24 protein-coding genes are annotated in these 26296 nt (G+C 65.3%); 12 read left to right on the top strand and 12 right to left on the bottom strand.

From position 1 onward, the window contains the following. Positions 1-36 precede the first annotated feature (36 nt). Positions 37-954: a CE1 family esterase gene (locus tag AC5V87_RS37770; protein WP_495369492.1), complete on the bottom strand. Its 918-nt coding sequence runs from the start codon at positions 952-954 to the stop codon at positions 37-39. Beyond that, positions 955-2613, bottom strand: a complete 1659-nt coding sequence (locus tag AC5V87_RS37765) for an FAD-binding dehydrogenase (protein WP_495369491.1) — start codon at positions 2611-2613, stop codon at positions 955-957. 264 nt (positions 2614-2877) lie between these two features. Between AC5V87_RS37765 and AC5V87_RS37760 the strand changes: the two genes are divergently transcribed. From AC5V87_RS37760 to AC5V87_RS37745, 4 genes are all read left to right on the top strand, one after another. Beyond that, positions 2878-3399 (top strand): hypothetical protein, encoded by a 522-nt coding sequence (locus AC5V87_RS37760; protein WP_456842097.1) that lies wholly within the window; start codon positions 2878-2880, stop codon positions 3397-3399. Between the two features lie 380 nt (positions 3400-3779). Continuing rightward, a complete protein-coding gene (locus AC5V87_RS37755) occupies positions 3780-4370 on the top strand; it encodes an SCO family protein (protein ID WP_456842098.1) in 591 nt (196 codons plus the stop codon). Positions 4371-4549: 179 nt separating this feature from the next. Beyond that, positions 4550-5461, top strand: a complete 912-nt coding sequence (locus AC5V87_RS37750; RefSeq protein WP_456843513.1) for an ABC transporter substrate-binding protein — start codon at positions 4550-4552, stop codon at positions 5459-5461. A gap of 208 nt (positions 5462-5669) precedes the next feature. After that, entirely contained in the window at positions 5670-7310 is a 1641-nt protein-coding gene (locus tag AC5V87_RS37745) for a lysine--tRNA ligase (protein ID WP_456842099.1), read from the top strand. Positions 7311-7373: 63 nt separating this feature from the next. Here the strand turns inward: AC5V87_RS37745 and AC5V87_RS37740 are convergent, their stop codons facing one another. Together AC5V87_RS37740 and AC5V87_RS37735 are read right to left on the bottom strand one after the other, a co-directional pair. Continuing rightward, positions 7374-8126, bottom strand: coding sequence for a carbonic anhydrase (locus AC5V87_RS37740; protein WP_495369490.1), 753 nt, complete (start codon positions 8124-8126; stop codon positions 7374-7376). 119 nt (positions 8127-8245) lie between these two features. Beyond that, on the bottom strand, positions 8246-8899 hold the full coding sequence (locus tag AC5V87_RS37735; protein ID WP_456842101.1) for a S24 family peptidase: 654 nt from the start codon (positions 8897-8899) through the stop codon (positions 8246-8248). Positions 8900-9090: 191 nt separating this feature from the next. On the opposite strand from AC5V87_RS37735, the gene AC5V87_RS37730 reads away from it, so the two are divergent. Next, positions 9091-9435, top strand: coding sequence for a DUF952 domain-containing protein (locus tag AC5V87_RS37730; RefSeq protein WP_495369489.1), 345 nt, complete (start codon positions 9091-9093; stop codon positions 9433-9435). Beyond that, complete coding sequence (locus tag AC5V87_RS37725) at positions 9432-10529, top strand: quinone-dependent dihydroorotate dehydrogenase (RefSeq protein ID WP_456842103.1); 1098 nt, start codon at positions 9432-9434, stop codon at positions 10527-10529. The genes AC5V87_RS37730 and AC5V87_RS37725 overlap by 4 nt, the downstream gene beginning before the upstream one ends. A 130-nt stretch (positions 10530-10659) precedes the next feature. Here AC5V87_RS37725 and AC5V87_RS37720 read toward each other — a convergent pair whose 3' ends face one another. From AC5V87_RS37720 to AC5V87_RS37700, 5 genes are all read right to left on the bottom strand, one after another. Further along, positions 10660-11985, bottom strand: a complete 1326-nt coding sequence (locus AC5V87_RS37720; protein WP_456842104.1) for an MATE family efflux transporter — start codon at positions 11983-11985, stop codon at positions 10660-10662. A gap of 1 nt (position 11986) precedes the next feature. Beyond that, the gene (locus AC5V87_RS37715) at positions 11987-12721 is read right to left on the bottom strand and encodes an MBL fold metallo-hydrolase (protein WP_495369488.1); all 735 of its coding nucleotides are present in this window, start codon (positions 12719-12721) and stop codon (positions 11987-11989) included. A 27-nt stretch (positions 12722-12748) separates the two neighbouring features. Next, positions 12749-13054, bottom strand: coding sequence for a DUF6460 domain-containing protein (locus AC5V87_RS37710; protein ID WP_495369487.1), 306 nt, complete (start codon positions 13052-13054; stop codon positions 12749-12751). 225 nt (positions 13055-13279) lie between these two features. Further along, a complete protein-coding gene (locus AC5V87_RS37705; protein ID WP_456842107.1) occupies positions 13280-14941 on the bottom strand; it encodes an ATP-dependent DNA ligase in 1662 nt (553 codons plus the stop codon). Continuing rightward, positions 14938-15975: a ligase-associated DNA damage response exonuclease gene (locus AC5V87_RS37700; RefSeq protein WP_495369486.1), complete on the bottom strand. Its 1038-nt coding sequence runs from the start codon at positions 15973-15975 to the stop codon at positions 14938-14940. The genes AC5V87_RS37705 and AC5V87_RS37700 overlap by 4 nt, the downstream gene beginning before the upstream one ends. 201 nt (positions 15976-16176) lie before the next feature. Here AC5V87_RS37700 and AC5V87_RS37695 point away from each other — a divergent pair, with 201 nt between their 5' ends. The 5 genes from AC5V87_RS37695 (at position 16177) to AC5V87_RS37675 (ending at position 22922) form a co-directional block, all read left to right on the top strand. Beyond that, the gene (locus AC5V87_RS37695; protein WP_456842109.1) at positions 16177-17103 is read left to right on the top strand and encodes a class I SAM-dependent DNA methyltransferase; all 927 of its coding nucleotides are present in this window, start codon (positions 16177-16179) and stop codon (positions 17101-17103) included. A gap of 116 nt (positions 17104-17219) precedes the next feature. Beyond that, complete coding sequence (locus AC5V87_RS37690; protein WP_456842110.1) at positions 17220-18449, top strand: ABC transporter substrate-binding protein; 1230 nt, start codon at positions 17220-17222, stop codon at positions 18447-18449. 271 nt (positions 18450-18720) lie between these two features. Next, positions 18721-21297: a ligase-associated DNA damage response DEXH box helicase gene (locus tag AC5V87_RS37685; RefSeq protein WP_456842111.1), complete on the top strand. Its 2577-nt coding sequence runs from the start codon at positions 18721-18723 to the stop codon at positions 21295-21297. Positions 21298-21450: 153 nt separating this feature from the next. Then, positions 21451-22149 (top strand): ligase-associated DNA damage response endonuclease PdeM, encoded by a 699-nt coding sequence (gene pdeM / locus AC5V87_RS37680; protein ID WP_495369485.1) that lies wholly within the window; start codon positions 21451-21453, stop codon positions 22147-22149. A gap of 341 nt (positions 22150-22490) precedes the next feature. Further along, positions 22491-22922: a hypothetical protein gene (locus AC5V87_RS37675; RefSeq protein ID WP_456842112.1), complete on the top strand. Its 432-nt coding sequence runs from the start codon at positions 22491-22493 to the stop codon at positions 22920-22922. Positions 22923-23039: 117 nt separating this feature from the next. Here the strand turns inward: AC5V87_RS37675 and AC5V87_RS37670 are convergent, their stop codons facing one another. Together AC5V87_RS37670 and pyrE are read right to left on the bottom strand one after the other, a co-directional pair. After that, positions 23040-23816: a DUF2865 domain-containing protein gene (locus AC5V87_RS37670; RefSeq protein ID WP_456842113.1), complete on the bottom strand. Its 777-nt coding sequence runs from the start codon at positions 23814-23816 to the stop codon at positions 23040-23042. A gap of 249 nt (positions 23817-24065) precedes the next feature. Further along, positions 24066-24629, bottom strand: coding sequence for an orotate phosphoribosyltransferase (pyrE, locus tag AC5V87_RS37665; RefSeq protein ID WP_220014271.1), 564 nt, complete (start codon positions 24627-24629; stop codon positions 24066-24068). A gap of 185 nt (positions 24630-24814) precedes the next feature. On the opposite strand from pyrE, the gene AC5V87_RS37660 reads away from it, so the two are divergent. Then, positions 24815-25441, top strand: coding sequence for a glutathione S-transferase family protein (locus AC5V87_RS37660; protein ID WP_456842114.1), 627 nt, complete (start codon positions 24815-24817; stop codon positions 25439-25441). A gap of 181 nt (positions 25442-25622) precedes the next feature. Here the strand turns inward: AC5V87_RS37660 and AC5V87_RS37655 are convergent, their stop codons facing one another. After that, on the bottom strand, positions 25623-26258 hold the full coding sequence (locus AC5V87_RS37655) for a LysE family translocator (RefSeq protein WP_456842115.1): 636 nt from the start codon (positions 26256-26258) through the stop codon (positions 25623-25625). Between the last annotated feature and the right edge of the window lie 38 nt (positions 26259-26296).

Here is a 26296-nt window from a genome sequence, read left to right as displayed (position 1 = left end):
CCGGCACGCATGCGTTGCCGGACACGCACGCGCCGTTCATGGAAACTGACTGAAAAAAGTCCAGATCGTCTCGGCGCCATCGATATCGCCGTTCTGCGGTCCGAGCAGGCCGGTTGCGACCCTCGGGAAGCGCGCATCCGCAGCGAAGCCAGGCATGCGATGGCCGCCGCCCTTGACGCGATAGAGCACGACATCGTGTCCCCTGGGACAGCGTGAGGCGATCCGGGTCACAGTGGAATGGTCCGCGCCCGCCCTGTCGGGCAAGTCCGTTACTTCGCCATCATCGATCTCGCAGCCATTGAGCTTGCGCCAGAAGGCAAGCGTCTCCTCGGTCGACCAGAACCCGTCTGCGGCAAAATAGCTCGATCCACGTCCGCCCTCGTACGGCACCAGCGGGTCGGCCGTCCCGTTCATGATCAGCATCGGCAGCGGCCGCGACGGATGGCAGGTGACCGCGGCTTCATCGGTGAGATTCATGACCACGCTCGCGGCCGCCGCAAACAGATCGGCGCGGGCGCAAACGAGCGTCATCGCCATGGCGCCGCCATTGGAGATGCCGGTGACGTAGACGCGTTTCGGATCAGCCGTGCCGTTTGCCACTAGCTTCTCGACCAGCTTTGCGATGAAGGCGACGTCGTCGGTGCCGGGCGGCGGACCACGAAGCGCGGGTCCCGCCTTGGTCCTCGCATCGGCCCAGGCATGGTTGAGGCCATCAGGAAACGCCACGGCAAAGCCTTCACGTTTCGCGACCTGCGGCCACGCCGTCCGAGAAATCATGTCGGCGCCGCGCTGGGTCTTGCCGTGCAGCACGATCACGAGCGGCACGGCGCGTATGGCCGGCAGTTGCACGGTGTAGGACCGCATCACGCCGTTGACGTCGATGGTGTCGGCGAACGCAGCCGGGCCGGCGGCGAGACTCGCAACAAGCGCGCCGATCTGGATCCACCGCCGCATCTACCCCACCGCCTTCGCCGCCGCGCGGCCGGCATTGCGGCCGGAGAACAGGCAGCCGCCGAGGAACGTGCCCTCCAGCGAACGATAGCCGTGCACGCCGCCGCCACCGAAACCGGCGGCTTCGCCGACCGCGTAAAGACCGGGAATGACGCTGCCCTCCTGGCCGAACACGCGGGAGTCGAGATCGGTCTCGAAGCCGCCCAGCGTCTTGCGGGTCAGGATGTTGAGCTTGACCGCGATCAGCGGTCCCTGCGCGGGGTCGAGGATGCGGTGCGGAGAGGCGGTGCGGATCAGCTTGTCGCCGATATAGCGCCGCGCATTGTGGATGTTCATCACCTGCGCATCCTTGACGTAAGGATTGGCGATCTCGCGGTCGCGCGCCTCGATCTGCATCTTGATGTGCTCGAGCTTGAGGAGATCGCTGCCCGCGAGCTTGTTCATGGCGGCGACGAGATCATCCAGCTTGTCCCGCACGATGAAGTCGACACCATGGTTCTTGAATGCTTCCACCGGTGCCGGCGCGCCCTTGTTGGTGGCGCGGCGCAAGGTCATGCGCCAGCTCTTGCCGGTGAGGTCAGGGTTCTGCTCTGAGCCCGACAGCGCGAATTCCTTCTTGATGATGCTCTGGGTCAGGATGAACCAGGAATAATCATAGCCGGTCGACATGATGTATTTGAGCTGGCCGAGCGTGTCGGAGCCCGGGAAGAGCGGCGCCGGCAATCGCGTGCCTGTTGCGTCGAACCACATCGAGGAGGGGCCGGGCAGGATGCGGATGCCGTGGCGCGGCCAGATCGGTGACCAGTTCTGGATGCCTTCGACATAGTGCCACATGCGGTCACGGTTGATCAGCCGCGCCCCTGATTTCTCGGTGATGCCGATCATGCGGCCGTCGACGTGCTCGGGCACGCCGGAGATCATGAATTTTGGCGGCTCGCCCAGCCGCTGCGGCCAGTTCTGCCGTACCAGCTCATGATTGCCGCCGATGCCGCCGGAAGCCACGATCACCGCCTGCGCCTTCAGCGCGAACTCGCCGACCACATTGCGCGAGGAGCTCTTGCCGCGCTCGACATTGTCAGGCGCGAGCACGACACCGCTGACGCCATCTACGGTGCCGTTGCTGATGGAGAGCGCATCGACGCGATGGCGGAACTTGAAGCTGAGCCGGCCGCTCTTCGCCGCCTCGCGCGCGCGGCGCTCGAACGGTTCGACGATGCCGGGCCCGGTTCCCCAGGTGACGTGGAAGCGCGGCACCGAATTGCCGTGGCTCATCGCGTCATAGCCGCCGCGTTCGGCCCAGCCGACGACTGGGAATATTCGATGGCCCATCGCGCGCAGCCAGGCGCGCTTCTCTCCGGCCGCGAAAGCCACATAGGCCTCGGCCCATTGGCGCGGCCAGTAGTCCTCGTCGCGGTCGAAGCCGGCGGTGCCGATCCAGTCCTGCATCGCAAGCTCGAAGGAATCCTTGATGCCGAGCCGGCGTTGCTCCGGCGAATCGACCAGGAACAGTCCGCCGAACGACCAGAACGCCTGGCCGCCGAGCGATTGCTCGCCTTCCTGGTCGACGACAATCACGCGCTTGCCTGCATCAGCGATCTCGGTCGCGGCCACGAGTCCCGACAGTCCCGCGCCGACCACGATGATGTCTGTTTTCTCAGCCATGCTTTCCCCCTCCAAGAGTTCCCCCCTGTAGTTGCCCGGATTGAAGCCAGCGGTCGTAACTGAGATCAAGGGCGTGGCGCGTAAGACCTCGTTAACTTGTTCCACTTTGGGATAGAGACCGGCCAGGTGCAGCGCGGACGCAACACTGGATTTGAATTTGTTTTGATCAAGCCGGCCTGCCTAGACAAAACCTTGGTTACGACGGACGCTAGCACTGCATCACCACCTGACACGCAGATTCGAATTCGACCGGGGCGGGGGACAATGAAGTTTCTGACGGGGTTGCTTGCGGCGGTTCTCTTGATCGCGGGCATGGGGGCTTCTCACGCGGTGGTCCGGATCGCGGATGACCGCGGCGGCCGGATTGGAACCTACGTCGACAAATACCAGGACCTCAGGCAATCGGGCGAGACCGTCATCATCGACGGCCTCTGCGCCTCGGCCTGCACGATCGTCCTCGGCGCCATCCCGCATAACCGCATCTGCGTCACCTCGAGTGCGACGCTCGGCTTCCACGCCGCCTGGGATTTCGGCGCCAATGGCCGCGCCGTCACCAATCCCGAAGCGACCCAGATGCTCTATGCGATGTATCCGTCGCAGGTGAAGCGCTGGATCGCGCAGCGCGGCGGCCTGACCCCGCACATGCTGTTCCTGAGGGGCAAGCAGCTCCAGGCCATGTACAAGCCCTGCTACATGGACGCCCAGGCTTTGGCGATCAAGCCGGCACGCCGGTCCCTCCCGCAACCGGAGCAGGTCGAGACCGCCCGGGGCCAACTTCTTCACTGACACCACAGGCACGACGGGTCGTTTGGCTCGCCGGCGGCGTCTTACCTGCTTGGCGGCGTCTTACCTGCTTGGCGGCGCCCTGCCTGCTTGGCCGCGCCTTGCCCGCAGGCGGGCTAAAGCCTATTTGAAGGCCTGGAAACCGGGGGCCTTCGCCCCCCATCGTTGTCATGGCTCAACCGCTGCACCCCGCGCATCCTGTATCGGACAATTCGCCCACTGCCGGGCGGACGCCGTCCGTGCTGCTGTTCGCAGGCGCGGGCGGGCTGGTCGTGCTCGGCGGGCTGGCGCTCTGGTTCCACTATGGCAGCCAGGTGTTCTTCGAAATGATCAGGACTGGCTTTGCCGCCTGCTTCTGATCCGCGACAGGAAGTTTTCCGCTCATGAGCTCCGCCGCCCGTCCGCTGGTGATCGCGACCGCCTTCGCCGCAAGCCTCGTCCTCGGGCTGCTGATCATGTTCTGGGCCATGGGCGGAGTCAGCAAGGTGGCCCAGCCGGCCGCGATCGGCGGCCCATTCCAGCTCACCGACCAGAACGGCAAGGCCGTCACCGACAAGAGCCTAAAGGGCAAGCCGACCCTGATCTTCTTCGGCTACACTCATTGCCCCGACGTCTGCCCGACCTCGCTGTTCGAGATCTCGGAAGTGCTGCGTGCGATGGGCAAGGATGCCGACAAGGTCAACGCCGTTTTCATCTCGGTCGATCCCGAGCGCGATACGCCGGCGACGATGAAGGACTATCTGTCGAGCTTCGATCCACACCTCGAGGGTCTGTCCGGCGATCCCGCCGAGACCGCCAAGGTGATCACCTCGTACCGCGTCTACGCCAAGAAGGTCCCGACCAAGGACGGTGACTACACCATGGATCACACAGCGCTGGTCTACCTGATGGACCGCGACGGCCGCTTCGTCTCGCCGTTCAATCTGAAACGGACCCCGGAAGAGGCCGCGGCCGATTTGAAGCGGTATCTTTGATTCAGCCGTCATGGCCGGGCTCGACCCGGCCATTCACGCCTTCGCGCGCTCGCCAGGGAGCGTGGTGCCCGGGACAAGGCCCGGGCAGACGACCAAGTGGCCACAATCGGCGCTCGCGTTCTCGGCGGGATGGTCTATAAGGCCCTCCGATCTCAATGAAATTCATTACTTTCCCGCCGATGGCCCCGTCGCGACAGGCAAAACCGTCCAAAATCGTGCGCCGCGCCCTGCTCGGACTGGCCGCCGCCGTCAGCCTGCTCGCGGGCTTGCCCGGCGCGAACGCCCAGGCCCCGGCCAAGCAGCCTCCGGCGGCGCCCCAGGCCGCGCCGCAGGCGGTTCCCGGCTTCTGGGACCCGCGGCGCCGGCCGGAGCGGCCGGACCTGTCGCGCCTGACCGTGATCCGCTTTCTGACCGAGACCGACTATCCGCCCTTCAACTACACCGGTGCCGACGGCAACCCGGCCGGCTTCAACGTCGACCTTGCACGCAGCCTGTGCGAGGAGATCAAGGTCACCTGCACGGTGCAGATGCGCCGCTTCGAGACGCTGGTCGACGCGCTCTCCTCCAACCGGGGCGATGCCATTATCGCCTCGATGGCGGTGAGCCCGCAGCTGCGCGCCCGCGTCGATTTCACCGATCCCTATTACCGCGTGCCGGCGCGCTTCGTCTCGCGCAAGGACGCGGTGATGCCGGAGATCCGCCCGGAATATCTCGAGGGCAAGAAGGTCGGCGTCATCGCCGGCTCGGCGCATGAAGCCTATCTGAAGGCGATGTTCACAGACGCCGAGCTGCACGGCTATCCCAATGACGAGAGCTTACGCGCCGCACTTCGCAAGGGCGAGGTCGACTTCATCTTCGGCGATGCCATCTCGCTGGCGTTCTGGATCAACGGCACCGATTCCGGCGATTGCTGCGCCTTCTCCGGCGGCCCCTTCGTCGAGAGCCGCTTCTTCGGCGAGGGCATCGGCATTGCTGTGCGCAAGGGCAACGACGTGCTGCGCCAAGCCTTGAACTGGGCCCTGTTCCGCGTCTGGGAAAAAGGCCGCTACACCGATCTTTGGCTGCGCTATTTCTCGGTGAGCCCGTTCTAGTCAACCAACGCCGTCATTCCGGGGCGCGCAAAGCGCGAACCCGGAATCTCGAGATTGTTGACTTGTCATTCCGGGATGGTCCGAAGGACCAGACCCGGAAGCTCGAGATTCCGGGTTCGATGCTGACGCATTGCCCCGGAATGACGATCAAGACCATTTTTGCATTCTGCCCGGAAATCGCTATTTTCCGCGGCCCGGAGGCCCCCTGATGTCCGTTATCGATCTCGCTGCGAACCCGAGCGACCTGCGTGCGCTCGCCGAACAATCCAACGCCTGGCCGTTCGAGCAGGCGAAGGCCATTGTCGCGCGGCTGAAGAAAAGCCCCAAGGACGAGGTGCTGTTCGAGACCGGCTATGGTCCGTCCGGCCTGCCGCATATCGGCACCTTCGGCGAGGTCGCGCGCACCTCTATGGTGCGCCATGCCTTCCGCGTGCTCACCGAGGACAAGATCAAGACGCGCCTGCTCGCCTTCTCGGACGACATGGACGGCCTGCGCAAGGTGCCGGACAACGTGAAGAACAGGGCACCCCTGGAAGCTAATCTCGGCAAGCCGCTGACGCGCGTGCCCGATCCCTTCGGCACGCATGATAGCTTCGGCGCGCATAACAATGCACGCCTATGCAAGTTCCTCGACCATTTCGGTTTCGACTACGAGTTCGCGAGTTCGACGGACTATTATACGTCCGGCCGCTTCGACGCGACGCTGCTCAAGATGCTGGCCGCCTACGACAAGATCATGGCGATCATCCTGCCGACGCTCGGGCCCGACCGCCGCGCGACCTATTCGCCGTTCCTGCCGATCAGCAAGACCACCGGCGTGGTGCTGCAGGTGCCGATGATCCGCCGCGACGTCGCAGCGGGAACGGTGACTTATGTCGATCCTGATACCAACCAGGAGGTCGAGACATCAGTCACCGGCGGCAACGTCAAGTGCCAGTGGAAGGCGGACTGGGCGATGCGCTGGGTCGCGCTCGGTGTCGACTACGAGATGGCCGGCAAGGACCTGATCGACTCCGTGAAGCTCTCGGGCGCGATCGCGAAGGCGCTCGGCGGCACGCCGCCCGAAGGTTTCAACTACGAGCTCTTCCTCGACGAGAAGGGTCAGAAGATCTCGAAGTCGAAGGGCAACGGCCTCACCATCGACGAATGGCTGCGCTATGCCTCGCCGGAATCGCTGTCGCTCTTCATGTACCGCGAACCGAAGGCGGCCAAGCGTCTGTACTTCGACGTCATCCCGCGCAATGTCGACGACTACCAGCAGTTCATCGACGGCTTTCCGAAGCAGGACGACAAGCAGCAGCTGGGCAATCCGGTCTGGCACATCCACAACGGCCGTCCGCCGCAGGGCGACATGCCCGTCACCTTCCAGCTGCTGCTGACGCTGGTGTCGTCGTCCAATGCGGAGAATGCCGAGACGCTGTGGGGTTTCATCGGCCGTTATCGTCCCGGCGTGACCCCGCAGACGCATCCGAAGCTCGATGCGATGGTCGGCTACGCCATCAACTACTATCGCGACTTCGTCGCGCCGACGAAGCAGTTCCGCACGCCCACCGAGACCGAGCGCGCCGCGCTGCAGGATCTGCGCGATGCGCTCTCGCAGCTGCCGCAGGATGCATCTGCCGAGGACATCCAGAACGTCGTCTACGAGATCGGCCGCCGCGAGCCGTTCCTCGACCAGATCAAGAAGGGCAAGGATGGCCGTCCGGGCGTCACGCTCGACTGGTTCAACATGCTCTACCAGGTGCTGCTCGGCCAGGAGAAAGGCCCGCGCTTCGGCTCCTTCGTCGCGGTCTACGGCGTGCAGAACGCGGTCAACATGATCGACGGTGCGCTGGCGCGCAGCGCGTAGACAATGCATTCTCGTCGTCGTCCCGGCGTCCGCCGGGACGACGACGTTGATTGGAGTCGCAACTCAAATCGACCGCAGCACGAAGCGCCGGTTGTCCTTCCGCACGGGCCGCGCGTTCATCGGATAGAGTTTTGCGAACGCGGCGACATCGGCGGCCGACACCTGGATGGGGTCGGCGAGCAGCAGCCATTCCACCACCTCCGAGCAGGGCGGCGTCGTCAGCGAGCCGGAATAGCGGTAATAGCCGAGCTTCGGCGGCAACATGGCATGCGGATCGATGCCGGCATCCGCTTTCACCACGGGGCCTTCCGCCGCCGGCATGGTCTTGACGATCTTGGCGAAGGCGGCATTCGCCTTGCCTTCCGTCATCAAGACTCCGACCACGGCGAGGCCGCCGGTATCGTTGCGGTGGACGAAATGCGCCTCCATCGCAAAATTCTTGCCGCCGATCATGTGCTCGCTCGGCCGATGGAAGTGGACCTGGAGCAGCTTGTATTTGACCTCGCCGAGAAGAAGCATGCTGCCTTCGGCGAAATTAAGCTGGATGGTATGGCCGTTGTTGACGATGGTGTCGGCGCTCTTGCCCCAGTTCAGCTTCAGCGCCGGCAATTGCGACTTGATCGTCGCCTCGATGTCGATCGGCGATTGCTGCAGGCCGACCGCGCAGGCCTTGTTGGCCGCGTCGAGATCGCCCCATTTGGCCGGACCGCCGGCGCCCTCGTAGCTCCAATGCGCGCCTTCGGCGGCGAAGCCCGGCTTGCAGAGCGGACACAGCGCAAGACCCGCGAGCGCTTTCAATGCGTGGCGGCGATTCATCATATTCCCCCTCAGATGAACTTGATCGGCAATGCGTGCGCAACCTAGGCGAGAGGGGCGGTGAGTCGCAAGATCGCCGCTGCAGATGCGGCCGGTGTCATGGTGCGGTCACGACGCCATCACTGGCTCGCCCACACGATCCGCGCGAGCCACGCCACATCGCTCGTCGCGAGCGTGCGCTCGCCCTGCATCGCCTCGAGCGGCTGCAAGTCCAGCGCCTTCGCCGTGCGACGCTTCAGTGTCGCGACCGTCACCTCGCCCGTCCTCGTCTTCACCACCACGCGATCGCCCTTGCGGACCGGCGCGCCGGGCGAGACCAGGATGATGTCGCCGTCGCGATACACAGGTGCAAGCGCATCGCCGGAAATCTCCAGCGCGAAAGTGCGGCCGTCTTCGGCATTGGGAAGCGCTGCCTCGGTCCAGCCCTTGCCGGACGGAAAACCTGATTCGTCGAAAGCGCCGCTCGCGCCCGCCATCGCGAAGCCGAGCAGCGGAACGGAGCGGTCCTCGCCCGCCTCGTCACCGATCAGCCTGGCGAAGCTGTCGATCGAGGATCCGGTCGCCGCCAGCGCCTTCGCGATCGATTCGGTCGAGGGCCAGCGCTCGCGGCCGTCGGAGGTGACGCGCTTCGATCTGTTGAAGGTGGTTGGATCGAGCCCGGCGCGTTTGGCGAGGCCCGACGGCGACAGGCCGGCGCGCTCCGCCAGCCGATCCAGCGCAACCCAGATCTGGTCGTGAGTCAGTATCCTCTGCGCTTTGGCCTGCCTGACCATGGAAGGTCCAGCCCGTCGCAACCCAGGAAAACTGTCCGCAAATCAACCGGTTTTCCGCTTTTCGCGCAAGAGGCGGTGGCTAACTCTTGAGTTCGGAGGGGGCCGCCTTTACGGTCTCGCCGGGTTTCGAACGACCCCGACAGACGAAAAAAACTCAAAAGACTCAAAGAGCAAACAGGGCTGCGTAAGCGGTGGTCAAGATCTACAAAATCTGTCCGGCCTCGGCCTGGCGCGAGGCGGAACGGCAGGGCGTGTACCGGGGCAGCGCGGACGATGCGCGCGACGGTTTCATCCATTTCTCGACTGCCTCCCAGGTTCCCGAGACCCTGCGCAAGCACTATTTCGGCCAGCGCGCGCTGTTCCTGATCGAGGTCGACGGCGATGCGCTCGGCAGCGAGTTGCGCTGGGAGCGCTCGCGCAACGACGAGCTGTTTCCGCATCTCTATGGCGAACTCGATCTCGGCGCCGTGATCGCGGTGACGAACCTCAACATGCGCTCCGACGGCGGCCACGACACACCGGAGCTTCTGCCGTGATCCGTGCCTTCGACGCTTTCTCGCTGCCGGTGCTGCGCTGGCTCGATCCGGAGGATGCGCATCGCCTCGCCATCCAGGGCCTGCGCTTCCTGCCGCCGGTCAAGCCGCGTCCTGACGATGCCAAGCTCGCGGTGCGCGCCTTCGGGCTCAACTTTCCCAATCCGGTCGGCATGGCCGCGGGCTTCGACAAGAGCGCAGAGGTGCCGGATGCGTTGCTGCGGCTCGGCTTCGGCTTCGTCGAGATCGGCTCGGTCACGCCGAAGCCGCAAGGAGGCAATCCGCGGCCGCGGCTGTTTCGCCTCGAGCGCGACGAAGCGGTCATCAACCGGATGGGCTTCAACAATGACGGCGCCGAAATTGCGCTGCGCCGGCTCGCTGCGCGCGCGCAGCATGGCGGCATCGTCGGCGTCAATGTCGGGGCCAACAAGGATTCGCCTGACCGCGTCGGCGACTACGTCAAGCTGATCGAGACCTTCGCGCCGGTCGCGAGCTACTTCACGGTCAATGTCTCCTCGCCGAACACGCCGGGCCTGCGCAATCTCCAGGAGGGCGCGCTGCTCGATGACCTGCTTGCGCGGGTGATCGACGCGCGCGAGCGGGTGCGGCAGAAGGCCGGCGATACGCCGGTGCTGCTCAAGATCGCGCCGGACTTGAGCCTCGCCCAGCTCGACGACGTCGTGCAGGTCGCGCGCTCGCGCAAGGTCGACGGCATGATCGTGTCCAACACCACCATCGCGCGGCCGAGCACGCTGCGCGAGGAGATACGCGCCAAGGAGCAGGGCGGTCTTTCCGGCCGGCCGCTGTTCCGCCTGTCGACGCGCATGGTTGCGGAGACCTATGTGCGGGTCGAGGGCGCCTTCCCGCTGGTCGGCGTCGGCGGCGTCGATTCCGGCGGTGCCGCGCTGACGAAGATCCGCGCCGGCGCGAGCCTGATCCAGCTCTATTCGTCACTGGTCTACAAGGGCCTCGGCCTCGTCGACGAGATCAAGCGCGACCTCACCTCGACGCTACTGCGCACGGGGCGGGATTCGCTGTCGGAGATCGTCGGCGCCGATGCGGCGACGCTCACGGCGGAAGATTGGCCGGGGATGTAAGGCAGTCTCGTGCCCAGGACGCAGCGCAGCGCTCCTTCAGCGGTGCGCTGCAGAGCCGGGGCCCAAAGGCTGCTGGGTCCCGGCTCTGCGTCGCATCACTGCGTGCTGCGCCGCGTCCGGGAGACGAGAGCTACGGCTTTAAAAACGTCGCCCTGAACAGCGCCGGATATCTTGCGCCCTGCAAGCCGCCGCGGGCGATATAGAATGCGATCAGCGCGCACCACAGCCCGGCATTGCCTAGAGATTGCAGCGCCAGCCAGACGCCGAGGAAGATCGCGAGTGAGGCCAGCATCAGGTTGCGCATCTCGCGCGCCCAGGTCGCGCCGACATAGATGCCGTCGAAGCCGAAGGCGAACACGCCGGGGATGGGCGCGAGCACGATGAACGGCAGGAAGGCGCGCGCGGCGTGGCGGACGTCCTCGCTCGCGGTCATGAAGTTGATGATATCAGGCCCAAGCAGCGCGAACACCACCGCGACGATCATCGCGAAGCCGAGGCCCCACGAGAGCACCAGCCGGGTTGAATCCGCAAAGCCTTTGGCATCGCGCGCGCCAAAGGTGCGGCCGCAGAGCTGCTGGGCCGCATTGGCGAGGCCGTCGAGGAAGAAGGCGCTGACCAGCAGGAAGTTGTTCAGCACCGAATTCGCGGCCAGCGTGACGTCGCCGGCGCGCGCACCCTTGGCGGTGAAGAACAGGAACACGCTGATCAGCGCCGCGGTGCGGATCAGGATGTCGGAATTCACCGCCAGCATCCGCATCAGCTTGGCGCGGTCGAACAGCGTTGCGCGGGGAACGGCAAAGCCGCCATGCGCATAGCGCCGGCAAACCACGACGCCGAGCGCGAAGCCGACGCTCTCCGACAGCAGCGCAGCGATCGCCGCACCCGCGATGCCGGTGTCGTAGACCAGCACCAGCAGGATCGTCGCCGCCATGTTGATGAGGTTGATGACGACCTGGAGCGCGAGCGCCGGATTGGCGCGGGCCTGCCCGACCAGCCAGCCGAGGATGACGTAATTGGCGAAGGCGAATGGCGAGGACCAGATCCGGATCGTGAAATAGGTTTTTGCCGCGCGCGTGACGCCTTCGCTGCCGCCCATCAGGTCGAGCAGCACGCCAGCAAGCGGCAATTGCAGTGCGATCAGCGCCGCGCCGATCAGCCCTGCGACGATGAAGCCGCGCACCAGGATTACGGTCTGCTCGCGCGTCTCGCCCGCACCGAGCGCCTGCGCGGTGAAGGCAAGCGTGCTCATGCGCAGGAAGCCGAACAGCCAGAACAGGCAGTCGAAGATCACGGAGGCCATCGCGACGCCGCCGAGCAGGGCGGCATCATCGAGCCGTCCGATTGCGGTGGTCGAGACCACGCCGATCAGCGGCGTCGTCAGGTTCGCGACCATCGCGGGGCCGGCGATGGCGAACACCTGACGGGAGCCGATCTTGAGGGGGACAGGCGCGTGCATGTCAGAACACGAGCACCATGCCGTCCTCGGCGGCGAGATGCTCGATGTCGTCCAGGCGCGACAGCATGTCGTCGCTCATGTGGGTGAGGACCAGACGTTTGGCGCCGATGGCGGTCAGGTGCTGTTCCAATGTCTTCAGGCTGAGATGATTCTTGACCACCTTCTCGTACATATACGCTTCGACGATGAAAAGGTCCGCGCCATGCGCCAGCGGAATGAGCGCCTCCGTCCATTCGGTATCGGCGCTGTAGGCGAGCGTGCGGCCCTCGGCTTCGACGCGGTAGGCAAGGAAGGGGCCGCCGGATTCGCCATGCACGACCGGGTAGGGCGTCACCGTCACCGCGTCGAAGCTTCGGCTTTGCTTCGGCGCGAGCTCGATGATCTTGAGTTCAAAATGCTGTCTTGTCTTCGAGGAATGCTCGAACAACGCTTCCATCACTTGGCTGAGCCGCGTCTCGAGACCCTGCGGGCCCACGATCGTCAGCGGCCGCGTCCGCCGCGAGAACTGTGCGTCGAGCAGGAAGAACGGCAGACCGGCGAAATGGTCGCCGTGGAAATGCGTGATGAGGATGAGATCGATCTCGTTACGGTCGATCGCGAGCCGCTTCAGCGCCGGCAGGGCCGACGCGCCGCAATCGATCAGAAAGTTCGCCCTGCGCCCCGAGACATGAAAGCAGGTGTTGAGCCTGCCGCCGGAGCCGAAGGCGTCACCGCAGCCGACGAAACGCAGTTGCATCGGCTGCGCACTCCCCGAAGCAAGTCGTTACCGGCCGCGCGGGGCGCCGAAGATGCGCGAGAGCAGCCAGATCGGGATCACGATGACCGCGCCGAGCAGGAAGTAGCGCCACAGCCAGTTGACAGTGTCGAAGCCGAGATCCCAGAGCCGCTGGAACAAGAGGCGAATGCTGTAGATGATATTCCAGGGATCGAAACCGATCGCGGCGAGCACGACGCCGACCAGGATCGAGAGCAGGACCAGCCGAAACGCGACCGCCAGCGGCGAGCCGCCGAGAAAGCGGTGCAGGCCGTCGCTGCGGCCGGCCGGCAAATCTCTGACGTCTTGGACCATCGCAAACTCCTCGGGCGGATTCGATCCCATTATAAGGCACGGCGGGGGACATGGGGAACCCGTGAAGGGGCGTCAATCGGGTTACGGGAGTTTAATTCGGGCAAGCGCGCCAGAGCTTCTGTTGTGGCACGCCGCTGGCCGCGGGCTCCTTAACTTCTCCCGCAAGCAAGCGGGAGAGGGGCGTACTGCCGTCGCGGCTGCGTCCAGCCTCAAGCCTCGCCCGGCTCACACCTCAATCTCCGCCGCCTCCGCCTTCAACATCCTCTCCAGTGTCTCCAGCCTATCCGCCTCCCGCGGCGGCTTGTCCCAGCGCAGGCGGCTGATGCGGGGAAAGCGCATCGCGACGCCGGATTTGTGCCGCGGCGAACGCTGCAGGCCCTCGAAAGCGACCTCCAGCACCAGGCCCTTGTCCGCCTCGTGCACGACATGGCGGACGGGGCCGAATTTTTCCGTGGTGTTGCGGCGAACGAAACGATCGATCTGCAAGAGCTCCTCGTCGGTGAAACCGAAATAGGCTTTGCCGACCGGCACCAGCTCGTCGCCGCTCTCGCCTTCGGTCCAGACGCCAAACGTGTAGTCGGAGTAATACGACGACCGCTTGCCGTGGCCGCGCTGCGCATACATCAGCACGGCGTCGATGATGTGCGGGTCGCGCTTCCACTTCCACCATTGTCCCTTCGGCCGGCCCGGCAGATAAGGCGCGTCCCGCCGCTTCAGCATGACGCCTTCGACCGCGTCCGCGTCTTCGCCCGCGCCGGCGCTTGCCGGGTCGGCACGCGCGGCGGTCAGCGCCTCCCAGCTTGCGAAGGGGACGGTGGGGGAGAGATCGATGCGGGGATCGTGGAGCTTTGCGATGAATGTCTCGAGCCGTTCGCGCCGCTCTGCGAACGGCAATTCGCGCAGATCGTTCTCGTCGTCACCGAGCAGATCATAGGCGCGAAGATGGATCGGAAACTCCTTGATCAGCTTCGGCGAGACGACCTTGCGGTTGAGCCGCTGCTGCAGGACGTTGAAACTCTGGACGCGGCCCTCGCGCAGGATCAATAGCTCGCCGTCGATCGCGCCGGGCAGCCGCAGCGACGGCACGAGATCCGGAAAGCTCCCCGTGATGTCCTCGCCGGTGCGCGAGTAGAGCCGCGCGGTGATGTGGCCGCGCTCGTCGCGGCCGGCCACCGCCTGCACGCGGATGCCGTCCCATTTCCATTCGGCAATGTAGTCGGCGGGATCCAGTGTCGTGAAATCCGTCTCCTCGATCGCGTGTGCCAGCATCACGGGGCGGAACGGCGCGGGATCGCGATTGACCGGCTTGTCGGCGCGGCCTTCCAGCCAGGCAAACAGGTCGAGATAGGGCGGCGCGAGCCCCGGCCAGATCAGCTCGACCTCATGCGGATCCTTGTCGCCCAGTGCTGCAGCGGCTGTCTTCGCCAGCCGCGCGGAAATTCCGATGCGCAGCGCCCCGGTGACGAGTTTCAAGAGCGCCCAGCGGCCGGTTTCATCCAGCTCGTCGAGCCAGCGCTCGAGCTGCTTTGGCAGCTCGGTCTTGCCGAGCGTGCGCAGCGTGGTGACAACCTCTGCGAGAGTCGGCGAAGGCGGGTTGTTGTGAGCGGCCAGCGATGCCTTCGGCCACATCAGCGCCACCGTCTCCGAAAGATCGCCGACATAGTCGTAGCTCAACCCGAACAACACCTCATCGGTGCGCGTTGCGATGAGATCGCGGATCAGCGCCGGCTTGGCGTGCTTGAAGCTGAGCGCGCCGGTCAGTGCCGCCAGCGCATAGCCGCGGTCGGGATCGCCGACTTCGCGAAAATAGCTGGTGATCAGCCGCAGCTTGTTGTTGCGGCCGGGCTCGTAGGCGAGGCGGTCCAGCAATTCGGCGAAGCGGTTCATGCCTCGGCCTCGTCAGTGAGCGGCGTCTCGGTCTCCTCCTCGTCGCCATAGCCGACGAGATCGAGCGGCCGCGCGCGGAGGCCTTGCGACTGGCACCAATGCACCAGCGCGTCTTCCTGCCCGTGCGTGACCCAAATTTCGCCCGCGCCGGTCGCCGCAATGGTCGCGGTGAGGCCGTCCCAATCGGCGTGATCGGAAATCACCAGCGGCAGCTCGACGCCGCGCTGCCGCGCGCGGGCGCGCACGCGCATCCAGCCCGAGGCGAACGCGGTGACGGGATCGGGGAAGCGGCGCGTCCAGAGATCTGACGTCGCCGAGGGCGGCGCCAGCGTGATGGTGCCGGCGAGCGCCGCCTTCTTCATGCCCTTCACCGGCCTGAGCTCGCCCAGCTCGATGCCGCGGCTCTGATAGTATTCGGTGATCTTCTCCATCGCGCCATGCAGGTAGATCGGCGCGTCAAAGCCGGCCTGCCGCAGCAGCGCGATCAAGCGCTGCGCCTTGCCGAGCGAATAGGCGCCGACGAGATGCGCACGCTCCGGAAACAGTGCGACCGAGGCCAGCAGCTTCTTCACCTCATCGGCCGCATTGCCGTGCCGGAACACCGGCAGGCCGAAAGTCGCCTCCGTGATGAAGACATCGCAGGGCACGAGCTCGAACGAAGCGCAGGTCGGGTCGGGCGCGTCCTTGTAGTCGCCGGAGGCGACGATGCAGGTGTCCTTGCAGGTCACTGCGATCTGCGCCGAGCCCAGCACATGCCCCGCCGGATGAAACTTCACCCGGACGTCGCCGAGCCGGATCTCCTCGCCATAGCGGATGACTTGGATCGAGCCGGCAAAATTCTCGCCATAGCGCAGCCGCATCATATCCAGCGTTTCCTGCGTCGCCAGCACGGCGCCATGGCCGGCACGGGCGTGGTCCGAATGGCCGTGCGTGATGACGGCCCGCTCCACGGGACGGACAGGATCGATGTGGAAGCCGCCGGGCTTGCAGCACAGCCCGGCAGCAACTGGCAGCAGGATCTCTTGAGGACGCATGGAAGTGATATAGGCAGCGGTGTCCCGATATTAACCCGTCATGCGCGGGCTTGCCGTGTCCGCTAGGCTTCGCCGGCCCGGTGGTGTAAAAGCCCGCCGAAGCCATTTGGCGGAGGCGGGACCGGCGCGTCCATCCTCTTAAAGAGTTGCTTTTTTGATGGATTGCCGGGACAAGCCCGGCAATGACGAGCCAAGTTCCCCATGCCGCTCCGCCTGTTCCTGACCTCCGGCGATCTCATGGCCGACCGCCGTTTCGAGTTCGCGCGCGACCTCCAGCTCAAGGGCGACCTGCCCGCCGCCGCCGACCTGCTGGAGCAGGCGATCGAGCTTGCGCCGAATTTTACCTCGGCCTGGTTCACGCTCGGCGAGATCCGTCAGCAGCTCGGCGAGCGCGACAAGGCGATCGCGGCGTTTCGGAAAGCGCGCGCTTCCGACCCGGAGGATCAGCATGGCGCCGGCCTGCATCTGATGCGGCTCGGCGATACTGAAATGGCGCAGATGCCGAAGGCCTATGTGCAGGCGCTGTTCGATCAATATGCGCCTCGCTTCGAGCACGCGCTGATCAACGATCTCGGCTATCGCGCCCCTGCACTGATCTTCAAGGCGGTGCTGGCCGCGCGCGTCGCCGCCAAGAAGCCGGCCTTCTTCAAGCGCACCATCGATCTCGGCTGCGGCACGGGACTTGCGGCAGCTGCCTTCGCAAAGCAGGTCGACCATTTCATCGGCATTGATCTCTCGCCCGGCATGATCAAGGAGGCGCGCGCCACCGGGCTCTATGCCGAGCTCGAGGTCGCCGACATGATCGAAGGCCTGCGCACCAAGCCTGATGCCAGCGCGAATCTCGTCGTCGCCGCGGACGCGTTCGTCTATCTCTCCGATCTCGCGCCCGTGCTGACTGAGGCCAAGCGCGTGCTCGTACCCGGCGGCGTGCTCGCCTTCACGCTGGAGACGCACGACGGGAGCGGCATCGTGCTCGGCGAAGGTCTGCGCTATGCCCACTCGGCGGAATATGTCGGCGGCGCCATTGCGAAAGCCGGCCTCATGCTGCTGACGCTGGAGCCGGCCTCGCCACGCAACGAGAACAACGAGCCGGTGCGCGGCCTCGTCGTCGTCGCCGAGAAAACTTGAGTCTAGGCGCTGCAACTCGAATGATTTGAGTGTCATTGCGTCGCAAAGCGACGACTTCCCACTTGCGAGCGATGCTGCCTTCCCAGCACAATGCACGCACCAGGGAGAAGCCAACAATGACCAGGAATCCATCGCGGCGCGATTTCAGCGCCGGCGCGCTCGCCACCATCGCTGCCTCCACCTTGCCCGCGCCGTATGTCCGGGCGGCGGAGAAGAAATACGATGCGGGTGCCAGCGACACCGAGATCAAGATCGGACAGACCGTGCCGCATTCCGGTCCCGGCTCGCTCTACGGCGTGCTCGGGCGCATCGGCGAAGCCTATTTCCAGATGCTGAACGAGAAGGGCGGCATCAACGGACGCAAGATCAAGTTCCTCACCATGGACGATGCCTACAGCGCGCCGAAATGCGTCGAGGCGACGCGGCGCCTGGTCGAGCAGGAGGAGGTGCTGGCGCTTTACGGCTCGCTCGGAACCGCACCGCAGACCTCCGTGCACAAATATCTGAACTCCAAGGGCGTACCGCAGCTGCTGCTCAACACCGGCGCGTCGAAGTGGAACAATCCGAAAGAGTTCAAATGGACCATGGCCGGCCTGCCGCTCTACCCGACCGAGGCGCGCATACTGGCGCGGCACGTGGTCAGCGTGAAGCCGAATGCCAAGGTCGGCATCCTCTACCAGAACGACGATTTCGGCCGCGACTTCCTGGGGCCGTTCAAGAAGGTGCTGGCCGATGCCGGCGGCACTGCGCAGGTGATCATGGAGCAGACCTACGATCTCACCGATCCGACGGTCGATTCCCAACTGATCAATCTCTCGAAGTCGGGCGCGGACGTCTTCTACAACATCTCCACCGGGAAGGCCTCCTCGCAGTCGATCCGCAAAGTCGCCGAGCTCGGCTGGAAGCCGTTGCAGCTGCTGTCGGCCGGCTCGACCGGCCGCTCTATCCTCAACGCTGCGGGCCTTGAGAACGCCACCGGCATCGTCGCCATCCGCTACAACAAAGAGGTCGGCCTGCCCAAATGGGAGAAGGACCCCGACGTGATGGCGTTCGAGGAGCTGCGCAAAAAGTACATGCCGACCATCGATCCCGACAACACCATCGCCTTTGCCGGCTACGGCCAGGCCGTGACCATGGGCGAGATCCTGCGCCGCTGCGGCGACGATCTCACCCGCGCCAACGTGCTGAAGCAGGCCTCCACACTCGCGGGCTTCCACTCGCCCTACTTCCTCGACGGCGTCACCTACAGCTACACGCCCGAGGACTACACGCCGATGAAGACGCTGTTCATCTCCACCTTCAGCGGCAAGGATTGGGACATCTCCGACAAGCCGATGTCGGAGTAGGGAAGGCGCACCGCTCTCTCTTCCCCTCTCCCCGCTTGCGGGAGAGGGTAGGGTGAGCGGGAGCCTCCGCAGGGACGGAGGCAGTTGGACTCACGCTGGCTTCACAAACTCGTCATGCCCGGGCTTGTCCCGGGCATCCACGTCTTTGTCACCGCGGGTGAGAACGTGGATGGCCGGGACAAGCCCGCATAAGCCCGGCCATGACGCCGGAGATGCATCTCGCTCTCCCACCCCCTCGACGAACTCACCCCTACGGCTTACCTGTGATGCCGTGCCGCCCCGCATCCTCAAATCCCCGGCCGAGCCCTCCGCGCTGCTGCCCGAGCGCTTCCAGCAATGGTTCGCGGCCCGGGGCTGGTCACCACGTGAGCATCAGCTCGCACTGCTAGAGAAGGCGCGCGAGGACCGTTCCGCGCTCTTGATCGCGCCGACCGGCGCCGGCAAGACGCTGGCGGGATTCCTGCCGACGCTGGTGGAGCTGAGTGCCGCCCTCGCGGCGCCGACGAAAGCCGTCGTCTCTACCGGTCGCACCGTGCAGCGCAGTAGCGGCCTTCACACGCTCTACATCTCGCCGCTCAAGGCGCTCGCCGTCGACATCGCCCGCAACCTCGAGCGCCCCATCGCCGAGATGGGCCTCCCGATCAAGGTCGAGACCCGCACCGGCGACACGCCGGTGTCGCGGCGCCAGCGCCAGCGGCGCTATCCGCCGGACGTCCTGCTCACGACACCCGAGCAGCTAGCGCTGCTGCTCTCCTCTGACGATGCGCCGTTCCTGTTCTCCTCGCTCAAGCGCATCGTGCTCGACGAGCTGCACGCGCTGGTGACGTCGAAACGCGGCGATCTGCTCTCGCTCGGGCTCGCGCGGCTGTGGCGGCTTGCGCCGCAGATGCGCGCGATCGGCCTTTCGGCGACGGTGGCGGAGCCGGATCAGCTCGCGCGCTTCCTGGTGCCGCAGCCCGAAGGCGGGAAGGTCGCCGCCGACATCGTCGTCGCTGGCGGCGCCGCTCCGCCGGAGGTCGAGATGCTGGATACGCGCGAGCGCCTGCCCTGGGCCGGCCACAGCGCGCGCCACGCGCTTCCGGAAATCTACGAGCTGATCAAGGCGAACAAGACCACGCTGGTCTTCGTCAACACCCGCAGCCAGGCCGAGATGCTGTTCCAGAATCTCTGGAGCATGAATGACGACGGCCTTGCGATCGCGCTGCATCACGGCTCGCTCGACGTTGCGCAGCGCCGCAAGGTCGAGGACGCGATGTCGGCAGGGCGCCTGCGCGGCGTGGTCTGCACCTCCTCGCTCGACCTCGGCGTCGACTGGGGCGACGTCGATCTCGTCGTCAACATCGGCGCACCCAAGGGATCGTCGCGCTTGATGCAGCGCATCGGCCGCGCCAACCATCGCCTCGATGAAGCCTCGCGCGCCGTGCTGGTGCCGGCCAACCGGTTCGAGGTGTTGGAGTGCCGCGTCGCCATCGACGCCATCGCGGAGAATGCGCAGGACACGCCGCCCTTGCGCACCGGCGCGCTCGACGTGCTGGCTCAGCACGTGCTCGGCTGCGCTTGTGGCGAACCGTTTTTCAGTGACGAGCTCTATGGCGAGGTCCGGACCGCGGCGCCCTACGCAAACCTGTCGCGGCAGGATTTCGACGATGTCGTCGATTTCGTCGCCTCCGGCGGCTACGCGCTGAAGACCTATGAGCGCTTCGCCCGTATCAAGCAGGACAAGGAGGGCCGCTGGCGCGTTGCTAACCCGAAAGTGCGGCAGAGCTATCGGATGAATGTCGGCACCATCGTCGAGGACGATATGCTGAAAGTGCGCCTGGTGCGCTCCCGCGGCGGCAGCCAGGGAAAAGCAGGCGGATCGACCGGCGTGATCGCGCGCGGCGGCCGGCTGCTCGGCGAGATCGAGGAGGCCTTCATCGAGGGCCTCAGCCCCGGCGACACCTTCGTGTTCAGCGGCGAGGTGGTGCGCTACGAGACCCTGGTTGAGGATCAGGTCTATGTCTCGCGCGCGCATGACAAGGATCCGAAAGTGCCGTCCTATATGGGTGGCAAGTTCCCGCTCTCGACCTATCTTGCCGAACGCGTTCGCCGCCTGCTCGACGACGGGCGCGCATGGAAAGGCTTGCCGGAGCAGGTGCGCGACTGGCTGTCGCTGCAGAAGGATGTTTCGCGCGTGCCCGCGGTGCGCGAGCTCCTGGTCGAGAGCTTTCCGCGCGCCAACAAGCATTACATCGTCTGCTATCCCTTCGAGGGTCGGCTCGCGCATCAGACCCTCGGCATGCTGCTGACGCGACGGCTCGAGCGCGCCCGCGCCCGGCCGCTCGGATTCGTCGCCAATGAATATGCGGTGGCGATCTGGGGGCTTGGCGATCTCTCCTTCATGATTCGCGACGGCCGGGTCAACCTCAACGCGCTGTTCGCCCCCGATATGCTCGGCGATGACCTCGAGGCCTGGCTCGCCGAATCCGCGCTGATGAAACGCACGTTCCGCAACTGCGCGATCATCTCCGGCCTGATCGCGCGCCGCCACACCGGCGAAGAGAAGAGCCGCCGCCAGGTGCTGTTCTCGACCGATCTGGTCTACGACGTCTTGCGGAAACACCAAGCCGACCACGTCCTGCTGCGCGCCGCCCGCGCCGATGCCGCCACGGGCCTGCTCGACCTGCGCCGCCTCGGCGACATGCTCGCCCGCATCCAGGGCCGCATCACCCACCGGGAACTCGACCACGTCTCCCCACTCGCCGTCCCCGTGATGCTGGAAATCGGCCGCGAGTCAGTTTATGGCGAAGCTGCAGACGAGCTTTTGGCGGAAGCCGCCGACGAACTCGTCAAAGAGGCGATGTCGTAGAGAATTTCTGCCAGTGAGGCGCGCAACCCCATCCACATCGTCATGCCCGGGCTTGACCCGGGCATCCACGTCTTTCTTGTTGCGGCAAGAGCGTGGATGGCCGGGCGTAGGCGAGCGGAAGCGACGCCGTTCTTCGAACGTTTATGCCCGGTCATGACGGAGCAAGTCGCATTTTCGGTGACGAACACACGGCACGTGGATGTTGCCGGCGTCTCGCTCCACACCGATCTCTCCGGCGCGCTGTTCTGGGACGAGCAGCGCCTGCTCGTCGTCTCCGATCTGCATCTGGAAAAAGGCTCCAGCTTCGCCACGCGCGGCGTGCTGCTGCCGCCTTACGACACGCTGGCCACGCTGAGCCGTCTCGCTGCTGTCATCTCCCGCCATAACCCGCGCACCGTCATCGCGCTCGGCGACAGCTTTCACGACCGCACCGCGCATGAGCGGCTGTCGCCTGACGATCGCGATGCCGTCGCCACGCTCCAGACCGGCCGCGACTGGATCTGGATCTCGGGCAATCACGATCCCATGTTGCCGCGCGATCTCGGCGGCACCATCGCCGACGAAGTCGCGATCGGCCCGATCACGTTCCGCCACGAGCCGACCGGCGCGGATGGCGAGATCGCCGGCCATCTGCATCCGAAGGCCCGCGTCTCCGCACGCGGCCGTTCGATGGAGCGCCGCTGCTTCGCCAGCGACGGAATGCGCGCCGTGATGCCGGCCTTCGGCGCCTATGCCGGCGGCCTCAGCATCCGCGATGCGGCGTTCGCAAAGATTTTTCCAAAGAGCGGTTTCGTCGCCCATCTGCTCGGCGATCGCCGCGTCCATGCGATCGCGGCCTCGCGCTGTCATTGAGTTCCCGGGGTTTGCCAACCGAAATTGGGACAGCGCTACGTTCGGTATTTATCCGGAGTCGCCGAAGTCGTTTGCGAGCTCTAACTTGGCTGCCGCCGGGGCTGGAATTTCGCATCCCGAACAAGAATTGCAACCGGCAAGGGGCTGTCGCAAGGCGGCCCCTTTCGATTCCGGCTATCCGCAGAGGGCGATTTGAGCACCTGCATTTCGGGCGACCACACACAGCATTTAGGTGGCACTGGAACAAATTAAGAACATTTTGGCAAGTCTTTGATATATCATTGTGATTCGGCGCGCTGCCGACACAATATCTAGCGTCTGTCAGACTCTGCGAGGACTACATGTCCAACATTGCCTTCGATCAGTTTGCTCTCACCCGCATCGCCGACTTCGCGCGCTCGCTGTCGCGGCTGCATCAGACAGCGCGGCGCTTTGCCGTCGACGACGACCAGTTCGACCGCGAATTCAACGCCGTGTGCCAGTCGATCTGGGGCTACACGATCGACGACATCAGCGACGATCTGTTTTCGCCCGAGGACCATCTGTTCCTCGATACGCTGGACGAAGCGCATGCACGCATCTTCGCAGCCGAGCAGGGTTACGACCTCGTCGACGATCAGGGCATGCTGACCGACTGGTGGGGCTTCTGCTGGATGATTCTGGCCGAGAAGCGCGGCCTGCTGACGGCCGAGAACCGCGCCGCCGCGCGCGCGGCGATCGAGGAGAAATACCTGGCCGCGCCGAACGTGATCGGGGTGATCATCGGGAGGTAGTGCTGCAACCTCCGTCATTGCGAGGAGCGAAGCGACGAAGCAATCCAGAATGCCTCCGCGGGTACATTTCTGGATTGCTTCGCTGCGCTCGCAATGACGAATTGGATGCAGTCGGGCTTAATCCAACCCCGCCCGCTTCGCCGACTTTGGCGTCTTCGGCACCGTCACGTCGGGCAGCGCCTCGCGCACGATCTCGGCCGGAGCCGGCGCATCCGCCGACACCGTTTCGGCGCGCACCGGCGCCACCTTCATCTCGCCGAGGCGGGCGCGGACCTGCGCGGTGAGACCGGGATAGGAGGCAACTGGCGTGAAGTCCGCGGCCTGGTCGTTGCCGACGCGGATGCCGGTATAGGCGACGAGACCGTCACTGGTGGCGATCACGTCGCCGGCTTTCAGCGAGGAGTCCAGCGCCAGATCGACCGGCGCGAGGCCGACCGGTTCGCGGCCGTTGCAGGTGCAGTCCGACCGCAGCGCCTTGCGGTAGGCGAACGCGTTCTCGCTGTCGGCGTAGCGCTCGCCGGTTTGCGAATAGGCCCCGTCAATGGACGAGCCGAAATACACCTTGGTCGCGCTGGCGGGACAGAACGCCTGACACATCTGCGCGGGCGAGGCGAGGCCGCGCATCAGCGGAAAATATTTGCCGTCGCAGCTGCGCACGCAGAACGCCGGGCCGGAGCCGCCGGCCGCGGCCGCGCGTGTCGGCGGCACATATTGCGAGGTTGCGGCGTTCTGCTGGCCGGTGAAGGGATCGGCGTAGGAGTTCCCTTGCTGCGGCACCTCGCGCTGCGGCCGCTGCTGCTGCAGGCCGCCGAAGAAAAAGTCGAACAGGCCTTCGGCCGAAACCGGGGCGGGGGCCGCGAGCATTGGAGCCGCAAGGAGGCTGGCTACAAGCATTGCGCGACGCTGTCGCCGCGCATGGGACAAGTGTGTACGCAATGCTCACTCCACCCGACGCTACTGAACAGGCCGAGATCTTGTGAGATCTCAGCACATGATTCACCATAGTGCGCGATGGTAAATGAGCAGTTGAGCGGAGGCGGTTTCAAGACGAGGCGGTGGCCTCTTTAAGGCCAGGCACAGCTTCCGACCGACCGTTGCTTCCGGGACACGCCCGGGCATGACGGCTGACAAAGTTGTGCTGCCTTACGCCTTCAAAAATTCCGACGCCTTGTACAGCGAGCGGAACGGTAGGCCGGCTGCGCCGAACGTGTCGGTGGCGCCTTCCTCACGGTCGACCATGGTCAGCACCAGCACGACTTCGGCGCCGGTCTCGCGCACGGATTCCACCGCCTTCATCGCCGAGCCGCCGGTCGTGGTGACGTCCTCGACGATCACGACCCGCTTGCCGGCGAGCGTCTCGCCCTTGGGTAGGCCCTCGATCGCGAGTCTTGCGCCGTGCTCCTTCGGCTTCTTGCGCACGAAGAACGCCGCGATCGGATGGCCCTTGATCCAGGAGATCTGCGCCAGCGCGCCGGCGAGCGGCACCGCGCCCATCTCGAGCCCGCCGATGAAATCGAGCTGGTCGTCCTTGAGCGCCTCATAGGTGAGCTCGGCGAGCAGCGTCGCGCCCTCGGGGTCGAGCATGGTCGGCTTGAGGTTGAAGTAGAAATCGCTCTTGCGGCCCGACGCGAGCGTCACCTCGCCGCGGCCGAAGGAGCGCCGGCGGATGATTTCGAACAGGCGGGCGCGGGAGGCGGATTTCGACACGGCGGTCCCTCAAACAGCGTTTTTGGAGGAGGCGGAATTTATCCGCGACGGCCGCGACATTCCAGAGGGGGCATCCCCCGTCAACAGGGATCGGCCATCCCGGCCCGCCGGTTGTGGGGATGCCAGCGCCGAGGTAGTTGGATGCCGAACATTTCGGGGAAGGGAACGAGGCAAGGACATTGGGCATGACGATCGAGCTGCACACCTGGAACACGCCGAACGGCCGCAAGATCTCGGTCGCGCTGGAGGAAATGGGGCTGCCCTACAAGGTGGTCCCGGTGAACATCACCAAGGGCGAGCAGATGGCGCCCAGCTTCCTGAAGCTGTCGCCCAACAACAAGATCCCCGCGATCCTCGACCCCGAGGGCCCCGACGGCAAGCCGGTCAGCATCTTCGAGTCCGGCGCGATCCTGCTCTATCTCGGCGAAAAGACCGGCAAATTCCTGCCGAAATCGCTTGGTGCGCGCATCCCCGTCTATGAATGGCTGATGTGGCAGATGGGCGGCTTCGGCCCGATGCCCGGCCAGGTGCATCACTTCATCGCGCTCGAGAACGAGCAGGACCGCGCGTATGGCCTCAAGCGCTACATGGCCGAGACCCGCCGGCTCTATGGCGTGCTCGACCGCCGGCTCGATGGCCGCGACTTCGTCGCCGGCGACCTCTCCGTTGCCGATTTCGCCATCCTGGGCTGGGCCTGGCGCCATCCTCGCCACAAGGTTGAGCTGGCCGATTTCCCCAACGTCAAGCGCTGGTACGACGCGCTGATGGCGCGCCCTGCCGTGAAGCGGGGGATGGAGGCGAAGCTGGATTGAGGGTGGATTTTCTCCCTCTCCCCGTTCTTACGGGGCCACGACGAGCTTCGCTCGCGCTGAAAGGGTTGGGGTTCGGGGCCGCTTTCCCTACGCGAGATGGTGGCGAGACCTGTACCCCTCACCCGAATTCGATCTCGATCGAATTCGACCTCTCCCGCAAGCGGGGAGAGGTTAACAGGTCTCACACCTTCTTCGCTTCCACCGCCATGCGCACGGCAAGTCCGGCCAGCACGGTGCCCATCAGCCAGCGCTGCATCAGCAGCCAGCTCGGCCGGCTCGCCAGGAATAGCGCGATCGAACCCGCCGCGAGCGCGATCATCGCATTGACGCTGACGCTGATCGCGATCTGGATCGCGCCCAGCACCACCGACTGCGTCAGCACGCTGCCGGCCATCGGGTCGATGAACTGCGGCAGCAGCGCCAGATACAGCATCGCGATCTTCGGGTTGAGCAGGTTGGTGACGAAGCCCATCGCGAACAGTTTGCGCGGGCTGTCGATGGCAAGCGTCTTCACCTGGAACGGCGAGCGCCCGCCCGGCTTCACCGCCTGCCAGGCGAGCCAGAGCAGGTAACCGGCACCGGCAAAGCGGAGCGCGTCATAGGCAAAGGGGATCGCGAGCAAGAGCGCCGTGATGCCGAACGCCGCGCACAGCATGTAGAACACGAAGCCCAGCGCCACCCCGCCGAGCGAGACGATGCCTGCGGCCGGCCCCTGCGTGATCGAGCGCGAGATCAGATAGATCATGTTCGGCCCAGGCGTGAGCACGAGACCAAGGCAGACGAGCGCGAAGCTGAGCAGAGCGGAGGCGTGGGGCATGGTGAACCGGTGCGGGTGATGGCACGGTTCTAATATGA

The sequence above is a fragment of the Bradyrhizobium sp. SOJA106 genome (assembly GCF_059448745.1).
The sequence above is the reverse complement of the archived record's forward strand: the minus strand, read 5'-3'. Positions and strand labels throughout refer to the sequence as shown.